Source organism: Streptomyces sp. NPDC041796 (assembly GCF_055590785.1).
This window is the reverse complement of sequence record NZ_JBVJAH010000036.1, coordinates 1-11,158: the sequence shown is the minus strand read 5'-3', so window position 1 is coordinate 11,158 and position 11,158 is coordinate 1. Positions and strand designations below refer to the sequence as shown.

Below are 11,158 nucleotides of genomic sequence, written 5' to 3'. Positions count from 1 at the left end.
AATCTCACCCCACCCCGGAATAAAAGCCAAGACAGACCGAGGGACCGGTGGGGGGGGGGGGGGGGGGGGGCCCCGCTTCCGCGTCCAGCCACTCCCGCAGCCGCTCCACGTTCGTCCAGGTCTCGCCGTTCAACTCCTCCTCGGGTCGTGCAGGGTCAGCACGGCGCGGTAGTCCGGCTCACACGGCTTACGAGTTGGTGCGTGATTGTGGTTGTGGGGTGATCGCTTGGGGGTGGGATGATCCGGTCCGTGGTGATCACGGTCAGCCGGAACGTTCTCGCGTATCAGCTGTTCACCGGTGTCTCCCGGTAGCATCTGGGCTGTCTGATCGAGGAGTTGGCCGGTCTGTGGCAGGCCGCTGTCGAGGGGCGCCGTCGCGTAGCAGCGGCGGGGCCAGGAAACGCGAGGCAGGGGCAGGCGCCCGGCATCAGGCTGGTGTTCGCCAGCCGGCTGGTCGCCAGGCTGATCCACCTGAGACACGACCTCCCGGACTCCGTCCCGGCGCACCACGCCGTCCAAGCCGTCGCCCACATGCACAACCTCGCCCTCGCGGCGTGATCAGAACGGCCCCCGAACCGGCCAGACCTGCCCAGTCACAGACTTCTGCAACACGCTTTACGACCTCGTGCATGGTTGCTGTGAGGATGTGTTCGGCCGTGGGATTGCCCGGTTGATCATGCTGGTCTGGCGGGCAGTGCGAGGGTGGTTGAGGGCCGAGCCGTCTGTTGGTCGGTGAGGAGTCCTGCGACGGCCCGGATTGTGTCGGGCAGGTTCTCCCGCCGGCTGTGGTGTCGGGCCAGAGCACGCCAGTTCTTGAGGTGGGCGATGCCGTGCTCGACGGGGATTCGGGCTGATGAGTGGGCGAACCGGGCTGCTTCGCGGTGAGCCATGAGCCACTGCAGGTGCTCGGGGTGTTTGCCTCGTCGTTTGCGTGGTGGTGTGACGACCTGGCCGCAGGTCTGGGCGCCGGGCCCTTGGCAGCCGGCGTCGGCAGGTATCTCGAGGTCGATGGTGTCGGCGAGGAGATCGACCAGGCCGGCGTCGCGTGCTTGTGTGATGTCGGTGACGGAGCCTGCCCGCGCCTCGCCGCAATACAAGAGCTGGCCAGGGGAATCGGTGATGATCAGAGCCTTCATCGCGTTGATTCGGCTCTTGCCCTGCTGTGGCCGCCGCGGTGGGCCGAGGGCCTGCGGAAGCGGATCTCGGTCGCGTCCATCAAAGCAGTCCGACCGGTTGCGCCGAGGTGGGCGATGACATTGGCGAGTGTCCGAAGCCGCAGGCCACCCTCGATGCGACAGCCGCGGCCAGCGAGCAGGGGCCGTACTTCGGCAACCGCGCGGGTGATCGTGGACCACTTGAAACCAGCAGGCCAGCACATCGTGCGTCACTCCGTGCCGCAGGTGAACAAGGGTGGCCAGAAGCCGGTCGACGAAAACAAGCTTGTACTTCGCCCCTGCCCCGACCGCCCGGCGACGCGGTCGATCAAGCAGCCCGGCATCCCTGCAGGCCTGCCAAAAAGAGCCCAACTCGGCAACCAGGACAGCGATCACGGACACCGACAGTCCGGTGATCCCACGCTCCGACGTGATCAGTCTGCGTGCTTCAACCCCCACCACGAACAGCCCAACAACCCCACCCGGCCACCGTCACGCCGCTAACCATGCACGAGGTCGTTAACAGAGGGCCGCCAGGAGGCTGGCAACGACGACGTACACCAGTTGCTGTCTGCGCTCGTTCACCGCGGCGACTCCCGCACGAGGCGAAGGTGGTGGCACCGGTGGACGCCCGACCGGCAGGAGCCGCACGCGTACCTGCTGTAACCGGGGCCGCTCAGCTGCTCCTGCCACTCGATGAGGTGGGCGTCCCGTCTCGGAGTGCCGCACGAGGAGCACACGACGACCGGGCCGCGCCCGGCGGCCTCGGCGAGCGGACCGATGACAGACTCCACCGCGGCGCGCAGCGCGCCCGGGTCCGTGAACATGGGGCCGTGGAGCGGCGAGCGGAGCCAGCGGGTGCCGGAGGGAACCCGGCCGGACTGGGAACGGTCAGCCAGTCTCCGGTCCCGTACCGGGTGACCCTGGCGTCGGACGCGTCGGGCCAGTCGTGCGGACCGCCGGGCGGCAGCAGCCATGCGACGAGAAGGAAGGCCGGGTCCTCGATGACCGGGCCGGACCGGTCGCCGAGTGTGGCGAGGACGTGGTGGCCCCACTCGGCCGGGACCGAAACGGCGCTCCAGCGGTCGTCGACCTCCACCAAGGCGAGTCTGGCGCCGTCGGGCAGGTAGGGCGGCACGGCCCCGCCAGGGGGTGTTCACGCTGCCTCCAGATCGGCCCACACGCGTTTGCCCCACCCCATGGGGTGGACGCCCCCCCACCCGGCCGCCATGGCGTCGATTAGGACCAAGCCCCGGCCGCGTCCTCGAGGGCGGCGGCTCGCGGCTCCGGGCAGTGGCGCGGGTCGCGGTCGACGACGGCGATGCGGACCCGGGACGAGCGGGTTCGGGTGACCGTGACACGGATATACCCACCGCGGGCATGCTCGGCCGCGTTCGCCACCAGCTCGGAGACAACGAGCGCCGCGGCGTCGGCGAGCGCGGAGAGCCCCCACAGGCTCAGGGCTTCACGGACCATGTGGCGGACGACGGCGGCCGACCCGGGCTCGCCGGCCAGCGTCTCCGAAAACCCGGGGCCCACGCGTTCCGGCCTGCAACTACCAGGCCATCCACGGCGGGCCCGGTGCACAGAACGCCGGGGCTGTCCATGGGGACCACCCGGTACGCGTCGCTGATCGCGTCAGGCGCGGTGCGACCGACAGCCGGGATGCCGAGGAAGGTGTCCCGGCCGAAGCACTCTGCCTCGTCGAGCCGCCAGGTGTGCACGATGCTGGCCGAAGCGAGCATGTAGAACTGCTGGCCTCTCTGGTCGAGGAACACCGGCCCGGCGTCGAGCACCCCCGCGAGGAAGACGCCGACCCCGCCCATGTCCGCATCCCCCGCGGCGTACACGTACGCGGCGGGGATGCGGACGGCGGTGAACAGCCCTCCGCAGCGCAGCAGCGCCACCCCGTACGTCGCCCATTCATAACGGCTCTGCTCGACGCTGGCGGCCGGCGACAAATGCCAGTGCTCTACCGCCAGTGCACTCCCTTTGACGGCGTCCCGGGCACACTGCGAACGGATGCCCTCCAGCAGGCCCAGGGTTGTCGACCAGGTGCCGCATGCCTGCTCGACGTGCCCCTGCGCGGACCGCATCCGGCCTGCCGACGCGAGGGACGGGCGCGGATTCGCCGGTGCTCGGTGCCGATGTAGCGGCTGGCCGCCGTGGTGTGGAACGCCTCAGCGGCACGGCTCCGGAATGGGAAGGACCTGCTGGGCCGACCCAGCGGACCTACGCCTGGCTTCACCAGTTCAAGCGGTTTCGGCCCCGCTACGCGATACGCGTCGGCCACCACCTCGCACTACTCCAACTCGCCTGCAGCATTATTTGCTCGAGACGACTCCGGGACTCAGTTTGCACGATCAGTAAGCAGCGAATGTCCGAGGCCCACGCCCCAGACAATGTGGGCCGTTGGGCTACCAATGATGGTGCGTGGTGGTGGCGGTGGTGGTGGAGTGTATTGTGGGACTGGGGTGGGGCAGTGGCGGAGATTTTTTCGTTGCCGGTGACCTGCTCAAGCCGGTGTGTTTGGGTGCGCTCGTGTCGTGTTGAGCGATGCTTGCGTATCCGTGAGAACGAGGCGGGGGAGCCGTACAGGGGGATGGGGGAGTTGTCGATGCAAGCGGTCACCGCGGTGTCAGGTGAAGACCCATGGCCCCGTGACCTGGCTCGGTGAGTTGCCAGCCGTAGTACTACGGCAGCCCTTGCTGGGCCTAAATAGCGCCTGCCGGAGCTTCTTCGGCTGCGGTTTGGGGCAGGCGCTTGTGCGTAGGGGCACCCCTGGTTCACGTCTCGCTAGGACAGCCGACAGGCCGTCAGGTTTACCCGCGAACCCGCCTGATCGAGGTGCGGACCGGGTCCTTCACTTGCGAAAGCTGCGGTCTGGTCACGGACCGGGATTCGGACGCGGCCTGCAGCCCCACCGCCCTCGCGGCATCCTTTACGACTGCTACCGGAGTGTCAGGAGGCCAGGGCACGCAAGTGCCGAGACTGCGTGGAGCCGACCACAGGCCCGACCAGCATCCAGCCACTGGATTTCCGCATCACTCCATTCGATCCGCTGAGTTGCGGCCCCCTAGCGCCGTACTTAGTGTGAAGTCAGATTGACAATCGGTCACTTGTCCAGCTCGTCGCTTCGCTGTCCACCCGCTGTTGCAGAAGCCTTTGGCGAATCCACGAGACGCTCATTTCGCACAACCAACAGATTTTCCAGGAGGCTGTACTAATGCCGTTAAAGTTAAGGCGTAGCAAGGTTGCCCTCTGTGTTGCAAGCAGCCTGATAGCGACGGTGGCGGTTAGCGGGCCAGCTGCAGCAGCCGCAACCGCCGCTCCTAGCCACATCAGCCACTGCGTTCCATACAAGGGACGTGTCATCGCGAAGACTGGGCTGCTGGTGCGCAACGGTCCCTCCCGTGCACACAAAGTAATCGGAGCACTTAAATACGGGCAAATCGTAAAGGTAGCATGCAAGACGCGTGGCCAGTGGACCGATGGTAATCCCCGGTGGTATCGAATTGGTAAGGGCTGGGCCTTCGCCTCAGCTCGATACATCAAGAATGTTGGGCCGGCTCCTCACAAGTGCGGGCTACATCACTAGCGGACACCCAACGCAGGTTGATGGGCTACTGCTTCCAGCACCCCCCGGGGTGCTGGAGGCACCAATCGCTAGCAACCTCGCGCAGACTGGCCAACTGGCTCTTGTCCACGTTGTGATGCCTGCCGTGGACCGCCCGACGCCGGACTGGTACAGCCGAGAGAAGCGGTGAGTCAACATCCATCACGATGGAATTGCGCAGTGCCTGAGTCAACCAAGTGATGGTTCCAGCGCATAGTTTCGTTACTGCGGCCAGTCGACTCTGGTCTAGTGAGGAGCACATTCGGCTTCCTTGCGGAGGTGAGAGCCTGGGGGCGGAGGTGGTTCCTTTGTGGTCAGGCGAAGGACCGCCCCGCAACCCAGCACCCAACTGTTCGCACTCAAACTCGGTGTGTTTCCCCGCGTAGACAGCATGGGGGAGCAGCAGAGAATTTCAGTTACGGCTAACCTCGCACACCATGAATACTGTCGCGCCCCAAGAGTCGGGTGTACACGCGTCGATCATCGTTGCCCATGACACAGACGGATGCATTGCCGTGCTAAGAGCACGCTTGCCCCACAGGAATGCCACGCACGTACTTCTGCCCGGGGGGCGGCGAGAGCTTGGAGAGACCGCAGAAGACTGCGCGCGGCGCGAACTACGCGAAGAAACAGGCGTGAGGGCTCGCAGGTGGCGTGCTCTCGGGTCCTACGCAGTCACTCTGGCCAGCCCGTCGCGCCTGTCCTTCTTCCTTGCGGAGGACTTATTTCTCGGCCCCCAAGATCTAACGCCTGCAGAGGAAGGACACACCCTGATGTGGTGGTCCATGGAGGAGGCGATTGAGGCTGCTACTACAGGACGGTTTCTTCTGTATGGAGGCCCTCTTGCTCTCTTCCTGGCGGAACGAGCACTCAAGAGCTAACTCTGTCTGCTAGCCTCGATCTTGCATGACGGTCCGCCGACGGAGTCGGTGGACCGTTTCGCTTTCTATGGCTGGTGGTGGGCAGGCTGAGGGGCCGTGTGTCGTCTCGGGTGGACGCCGGGTTCCACTGCTCCGGTCTGTGCTGTTCCCTCGTAGGGGCGGGAAGGTTGCTGGTCAGCCGGGGTTCGGTAGGAGTGCAAGACGTTCGAGGGCGCCTGTGACCTCACCGGTCCAGGGCCAGTGGCGGGCGATACGAAGGATGCGGCGCCGGCCGGTGGTGACGAGCTGGGCGGCTGCGGAGAACAGGCGGAACCGCGAGACGGCGGGGCTCCCAGAGCCGGGCCTGGCCGGTCAGAGCGAGCATGGGCATCCAGGCCAGCAGGTCGAGTGCGATCTGGACGATCTCCAGCCAGACCTTGTTCTGGGCGGTGTGGTGCAGGGGCAGGTTGCGCAGGCCGGTGGACCGGGCGGCCCGGATCCGGTCCTCGGCGCGGGCCCGCAGCCGGTGACGGAGCTCGAGCTCGGCGATGGGACGGTCCGGGGTGTTGGTCGCGAAGCACGTGATCCGCATGCCATCCGCGTCCGTGATCCTCAACTGGGCGCCGGGATGCGGCCGTTCCTTGCGGACGATCAGCCGCATGCCGCTGGGCCAGCCGTCCAGCAGGCTGCCGGTGAGCTCGGCGACCCAGGCACCGTCACGGACCTGGCCGTCGGCCTCGACGGCCGGCGTCCATGCCGGGCCGGGGATCTTCATCACATGCTGGTGGATCGCCTCGGTGATCACCATGCCGACCGAGTAAGACAGCCTCCGGCCTCGCTTCGTGAGCCAGGACACGAAGTCGTGGGTGCCGCCGGCGGAGTCGGTGCGGATCAGCGTCCGGCGCCCTCGCCGGTAGTGCTTCGGCAGTTGGGCCAGGGCTAGTTGGGCGGTGGTGATGTGGTCGGCTGCCGTGTTGGAGCCTGCGTTTCCCGGCCTGAGAAGAGCGGCGACCGGCTCTCCGGTTCCGCCCAGGCCGTGGTCGACGAAGGCCGTCAGAGGATGATGCCCATAGGTCTTCTTCCAGGTCGCGGCCGCGTCCTCCTTGTCGGAGTGCGCGATCACGAGGACGCCGTCGAGGTCGATCGTGACCTGCCCATCAGCTTTTGGGGCATGCTTGCCTGCCAGCGACCAGACCCGGCTGCGGACTTCGGACCGCGCGGACCGCGCGGACCGGACAGCCTGCAGGACTTTCTCGCCGGAGGCGGCGAGGGTATCGATCAGGCGGGAGACGGTCGGGTCGGAGGCGACCGGGCCGAAGAGGGCCGGCTCACACCGCAGCATCGCGACGTCCGCGAGGCAGTCCCCGCCCAGTGCGACCGCCAGAGCGAGGTCCAAGAGGGCCTTGCCGGGATCGTGGACGGCCCGCGGTTTGCGCCACGGGGCCAGAGCCTGGGATATGGCCTGGTCAAGACCGGTCTTGCGGACCGTTTCGACGAGCAGTACCGCCCCAGCCTGGGAGACGACCTGGCGGCCGTCGTCCTGGACGCGGACACGGGGGTACAACCCGATAGAGTGCTTCACCTGGGAAGTGCCTCCGGCGGTGGCAGGAACAAGGACCTCGACAATCCTCATTCTTGCTGGTCAGAGGCACTTTCTGCTTTCCTGACCAACTGCCGGACAGCCCGCTTCATGAAAGCGCGAGGCTAGGTCCCGTATAAGGGTGTGAGCTGGGGGTCTGCCTGACGGTACGGTCAGCGGGTGGAGTCGAAGAGGGTGAGCGAGTGCCCGTTGCACGGGGCCGGCGTGCGTCCTGACTACCTGGTCGGGCGCCGTCTCGAGCAAGTAGTCGCCTCGTGGCACCTGTACGGCTCAGACGCTCCGTCCGGCCCGTTGGACGTGTGGCTGATCGACAGTGAGGCGGTCGCCACGCGCATCACGACCGGTTCGGACTGGTGCCTGATCGTGGAGACGTCGGACCGCTTCGAGGGATACGACATGGCGGAGTCGGGCCGCATCGAGGTGGCCCCGACCAGCAGCGAGACCCCGTTCGCGGATCACCTCGGCGAGGCGGTACTGGCAGTCAGCGAAGAGAGTGTCCCGGACAGCGGACGGATCGCACTGGAGATCACCTTCGACTCCGGCCGTGTCCGGTGTGAGACCTGGGCCGGAGATCTCCGCCTGTCCAGCAAGTGATCAACGGACCGGCCATGGCGTGAACCGTGTGAGGCTCCCGCCGTGGCTGGCGTGATCACGGCGTCGCAGCCGTCCTGGATAACCCCGTTCACCGGGATGAGCCCCCGCCGTTTCGGCACGTTGGTGGCACCGCTGCGGCACGAGGGAGCTGACGCGGTTCGCAGAGGCCGGCCATGGAGCCTGCCGCTGGCGGACCGGGTGCTGTTGGTCACTGCCTACTGGCGCACCAACTTGACACTGCGGCAGCTCGCCCCACTATTCGGCGTCTCAAAGTCCGCAGCCGCCCGCATCATCAGCCACCTCGGCCCCCTGCTCGTGCTCAAGCCCCGCAGACGATTCCGCAAGAACACCGTGCTCATCGTGAACGGAACCCTGGTCCCCACCCGCGACCACACCGTGGCCGAGCGGTCGAAGAACTACCGGTACTCGACGAATCACCAGGGTCGTCATCGACACCCGGCGCGCCGTCGTGGTCGGCCAGCCGCTGCCCCAACCGCAACGACTGCAAGGCGTGGGCACTGTCCGGAGCCGAGGACACCGTCGGCCGCACCACGTGATCGCCGAGCGGGGGGCTATCGAGGCACCGGCCTGGTCATCCCACACCGGCGCGAGCGCGGGCAGAGCGAACTGCCGGCCTGGAAGGAGACCACAACACCTCTCACCGCCGGGTCCGCGCCCGTGTCGAGCATGCCTTCGCTCGCATGAAGACCTGGAAAATTCTCCGCGACTGCCGCTTGAAGGGCGACTGCGTCCATCACGCGATGAGAGGCATCGCCACCACTGCGACCCAGCTCACCCGCCGCGACGGCAACAGCTACCTCACCATCGATCGGCACCCGATCCTGCTGCTGCCCCGGCTCGCCAGACTCCTGCACCAGCTGGCGGAAGTACCCCACTCCCGGGCCGCCCTCACCCGCACAAACCGAGGCGAGCCATGGATCTTCCCCGGCCTCGTCCCCGGCCGCCCCACCTCACAGACCGGCCTCAGCTCGAAACTCCTGGCGCACGTCATCGACACCAGGCCAGCCCGAAACGCGGCCCTAGTCGCTCTCTCCGGTGACCTGCCCGCACCGGTCCTCGCGAGCATCCTCGGTCTCCACCCCAACACCGCAGTCCGCTGGGCAGGGTTTGCCAAAACCTCCTGGGCCGACTACCTAGCCGCCCGCGCTGCGGAGCCTGGTCATGCCCCTTGTGGTGGTGTAACTGATCACTTGGTGGTGTCGGGCAGGTTGGTTCCGGTGTCTGGGTAGAGGCTGTCCATGCTTTCGATGGAGAGGTGGCGGCGGGGGAAGGCGGTCCATTCGTCGTGGAGTTCGGTGAGAACGGCTGTGGCCAGCCGGCTGACGGCGGCGGTGTTCGGGAAGACCTGGACGACGTCGGAGCGGCGTTTGATTTCTCGGTTCAGGCGCTCGAGCGGGTTGGTCGATTGGATCTTCTTCCAGTGCTGGTGGGGGAAGTCCGCGAAGGCGGTCAAGTCCTCCTTCGCTTCGAGCGAGCATGACTCTGACCTTGGGGAACTGGCCGCCGAGCATGTCCGCGACGGTCTCGAGGTGGGGTCCGGACGGCTTCGGCGGTGGGTTGGGCGAACAGGGTGCGGATGGTCGCGGCGACCATCTCCGCAGAGCCCTTCGGAATCACGGAGAACACGTTGCGGACGAAGTGGACGCGGCAGCGTTGCCAGGCGGCGCCGATCATGACCTTCCGGATCGCCTTGATCAATCCGCTATGGCTGTCGGAGATCACAAGGCGGACGCCGGTCAGACCACGTTCTCGCAAGTGACGTAGGAACTGAGTCCAGAAGGCCTCGGTCTCGCTGTCGCCGGCCATGACATCGAGAACCTCACGGCCGGCATCCTCGGTGACGCCGGTCGCGATGACGATTGCCTGGGAGACGATCCGGTGCTCGACGCGAGCCTTCACATACGTCGCGTCGGGGAACAGGTACGGAAACCGGATGTGATCAAGCGGTCGGGTGCGGAACACCTCGAGCTGTTCGTCGAGGCCGGCGCAGATCCTGGAGACCTCGCTCTTGGATATGCCGGTGTCGGAGCCGAGGGCTTTGACCAGGTCGTCGACGGAACGGGTGGACACGCCGTGGACGTAGGCCTCCATGACCACGGCATAGAGCGCCTGGTCGATACGTCGCCGGCGCTCGAGCAGGCTGGGAAAGAAACTGCCGGCCCGCAGTTTGGGGATCGCGAGCTCGAGGTCGCCAGCCTGTGTGGTGAGGGTCTTCTCCCGGTGCCCGTTGCGATGAGCGGTCCGGGTCTCGGTCTGCTCGCCCCACCCGGCACCGATCCGCGCGGTGGCCTCGGCCTCGATCATCCTGCAACAAGCGTTCGGCGACTTCGCGGACGAGTTCAAGACCGTCCGCCGAACGTAGTGACTCGAGCAGGCGAAGTAGGTCATGCTGGGACAAGGCCACCGTGCACTCCTTGGGTTGAACTGCCCGTTCACCAAGGACATTTGCACGGTGGCCTGCCCAGTTTTCAGGGAGCCGAACGGCGCACATCCCAGCCAAGATCAGTTACACCACTCGGCGGGACACCATCCGGAGCCTCACCGGGAGAGGAATACGACGCCGCAGAAATAAGCGGTCTGCGCCCGTAGAGGAAGTGACGGCCCATGGGCTTGCCCCGCCGCATGAACACGTAGCGGACCGACCGCTGGGCCCATGCGTCGTGGCGGGCTGCGGCGTTCGCGGCCTTGGCCGCGTCGATCAGCTCGCGCAGCGCGTCCGCTGCTGGAAGATCCTCGCCACCCGCTACCGCGGCCCGCTGGACATCTTCCCGAGCATCGTTCGCACCATCACCGCACTCGCTCTCTTCCGAACCTCCTGGTAAAGGGCTTATGAATAACCCTCCCGTCACTATGCTGGAGTCGATCAACTTCCCGGGGTTCTTTATCCGGCACCATAATTTCGAGGGCGAACTCAACGAGTACGAACCAGCCAAAGGGCAGGATTACCAGTTCGAGATCGTTTCGAAGGGGGACGGGGCGAGGGTCTCCCTGAAGTCGGTCAACCTTCCCAACCGCCTGTTGCGGCACAAGAATTTCCGACTCTTGTTGGAGGAGGTGCCCGAGGACGGGCCTGAACGTCAGCTGTTCGACAAGGACTCAACGTTCTTCCTGGAGGTCGGACTGGCCGACATCCACGGCTTTTCCTTTCGTTCGACCAATTTCCCCGACCATTATATTCGACATTTCAACTTCCACCTGTTGATCGAGAAGAAGGACAGTGAGCCTCTTTCGTCCTGTGCTGGAGGGTGGAATGGGCGGGTCAGCAGGTGTGGTGACGAGGCAGGGCCCCTCGTCGTTGGCGTGGTGATCTCAC

Annotated in this window: 8 protein-coding genes and 5 pseudogenes; 6 read left to right on the top strand and 7 right to left on the bottom strand. The window is 66.1% G+C overall.

Annotation, left to right across the window (positions count from 1 at the left end):
• Nucleotides 1-315: 315 nt before the first annotated feature.
• Nucleotides 316-498: pseudogene (locus tag ACZ6C1_RS36460) on the top strand (transposase family protein); the annotation flags it as partial.
• Between the two features lie 176 nt (nucleotides 499-674).
• Here ACZ6C1_RS36460 and ACZ6C1_RS36455 read toward each other — a convergent pair.
• The 5 genes and pseudogenes from ACZ6C1_RS36455 to ACZ6C1_RS36435 all read right to left on the bottom strand — a co-directional run bounded on the left by ACZ6C1_RS36455 (nucleotide 675) and on the right by ACZ6C1_RS36435 (nucleotide 3,250).
• Nucleotides 675-1,136, bottom strand: coding sequence for a transposase family protein (locus ACZ6C1_RS36455; protein WP_469247336.1), 462 nt, complete (start codon nucleotides 1,134-1,136; stop codon nucleotides 675-677).
• 228 nt (nucleotides 1,137-1,364) lie between these two features.
• Nucleotides 1,365-1,550: pseudogene (locus tag ACZ6C1_RS36450) on the bottom strand (transposase family protein); the annotation flags it as partial.
• Between the two features lie 185 nt (nucleotides 1,551-1,735).
• Complete coding sequence (locus tag ACZ6C1_RS36445; protein ID WP_469247325.1) at nucleotides 1,736-1,981, bottom strand: hypothetical protein; 246 nt, start codon at nucleotides 1,979-1,981, stop codon at nucleotides 1,736-1,738.
• A 412-nt stretch (nucleotides 1,982-2,393) separates the two neighbouring features.
• Nucleotides 2,394-2,630, bottom strand: coding sequence for an ATP-binding protein (locus ACZ6C1_RS36440; protein ID WP_469247324.1), 237 nt, complete (start codon nucleotides 2,628-2,630; stop codon nucleotides 2,394-2,396).
• Nucleotides 2,612-3,250 (bottom strand): hypothetical protein, encoded by a 639-nt coding sequence (locus tag ACZ6C1_RS36435; protein ID WP_469247323.1) that lies wholly within the window; start codon nucleotides 3,248-3,250, stop codon nucleotides 2,612-2,614. Before ACZ6C1_RS36435 ends, ACZ6C1_RS36440 begins: the two co-directional genes overlap by 19 nt.
• A gap of 1,130 nt (nucleotides 3,251-4,380) precedes the next feature.
• On the opposite strand from ACZ6C1_RS36435, the gene ACZ6C1_RS36430 reads away from it, so the two are divergent.
• Entirely contained in the window at nucleotides 4,381-4,752 is a 372-nt protein-coding gene (locus ACZ6C1_RS36430) for an SH3 domain-containing protein (RefSeq protein ID WP_469247321.1), read from the top strand.
• A 455-nt stretch (nucleotides 4,753-5,207) separates the two neighbouring features.
• Nucleotides 5,208-5,651, top strand: a complete 444-nt coding sequence (locus ACZ6C1_RS36425) for an NUDIX hydrolase (protein ID WP_469247319.1) — start codon at nucleotides 5,208-5,210, stop codon at nucleotides 5,649-5,651.
• A 174-nt stretch (nucleotides 5,652-5,825) separates the two neighbouring features.
• Here the strand turns inward: ACZ6C1_RS36425 and ACZ6C1_RS36420 are convergent.
• Nucleotides 5,826-7,212, bottom strand: a pseudogene (locus tag ACZ6C1_RS36420) (IS1380 family transposase).
• 222 nt (nucleotides 7,213-7,434) lie between these two features.
• Between ACZ6C1_RS36420 and ACZ6C1_RS36415 the strand changes: the two are divergent.
• Together ACZ6C1_RS36415 and ACZ6C1_RS36410 are read left to right on the top strand one after the other, a co-directional pair.
• Nucleotides 7,435-7,824, top strand: a complete 390-nt coding sequence (locus ACZ6C1_RS36415) for a hypothetical protein (protein WP_469247317.1) — start codon at nucleotides 7,435-7,437, stop codon at nucleotides 7,822-7,824.
• Between the two features lie 42 nt (nucleotides 7,825-7,866).
• A pseudogene (locus ACZ6C1_RS36410) lies at nucleotides 7,867-8,600 on the top strand (transposase family protein); the annotation flags it as partial.
• Nucleotides 8,601-9,031: 431 nt separating this feature from the next.
• Here ACZ6C1_RS36410 and ACZ6C1_RS36405 read toward each other — a convergent pair.
• A pseudogene (locus ACZ6C1_RS36405) lies at nucleotides 9,032-10,249 on the bottom strand (IS256 family transposase).
• A 446-nt stretch (nucleotides 10,250-10,695) separates the two neighbouring features.
• On the opposite strand from ACZ6C1_RS36405, the gene ACZ6C1_RS36400 reads away from it, so the two are divergent.
• A partial coding sequence (locus ACZ6C1_RS36400) for an AbfB domain-containing protein (protein ID WP_469247316.1) occupies nucleotides 10,696-11,158 on the top strand: 463 nt, incomplete at its 3' end.

Bases quoted from the DNA above. Each gene is read 5' to 3' on its own strand.
- ACZ6C1_RS36440 (WP_469247324.1), bottom strand. From the start codon at position 2,630: ATGGTCCGTGAAGCCCTGAGCCTGTGGGGGCTCTCCGCGCTCGCCGAC.
- ACZ6C1_RS36455 (WP_469247336.1), bottom strand. From the start codon at position 1,136: ATGAAGGCTCTGATCATCACCGATTCCCCTGGCCAGCTCTTGTATTGC.
- ACZ6C1_RS36445 (WP_469247325.1), bottom strand. From the start codon at position 1,981: ATGTTCACGGACCCGGGCGCGCTGCGCGCCGCGGTGGAGTCTGTCATC.
- ACZ6C1_RS36435 (WP_469247323.1), bottom strand. From the start codon at position 3,250: ATGCGGTCCGCGCAGGGGCACGTCGAGCAGGCATGCGGCACCTGGTCG.
- ACZ6C1_RS36430 (WP_469247321.1), top strand. From the start codon at position 4,381: ATGCCGTTAAAGTTAAGGCGTAGCAAGGTTGCCCTCTGTGTTGCAAGC.
- ACZ6C1_RS36425 (WP_469247319.1), top strand. From the start codon at position 5,208: ATGAATACTGTCGCGCCCCAAGAGTCGGGTGTACACGCGTCGATCATC.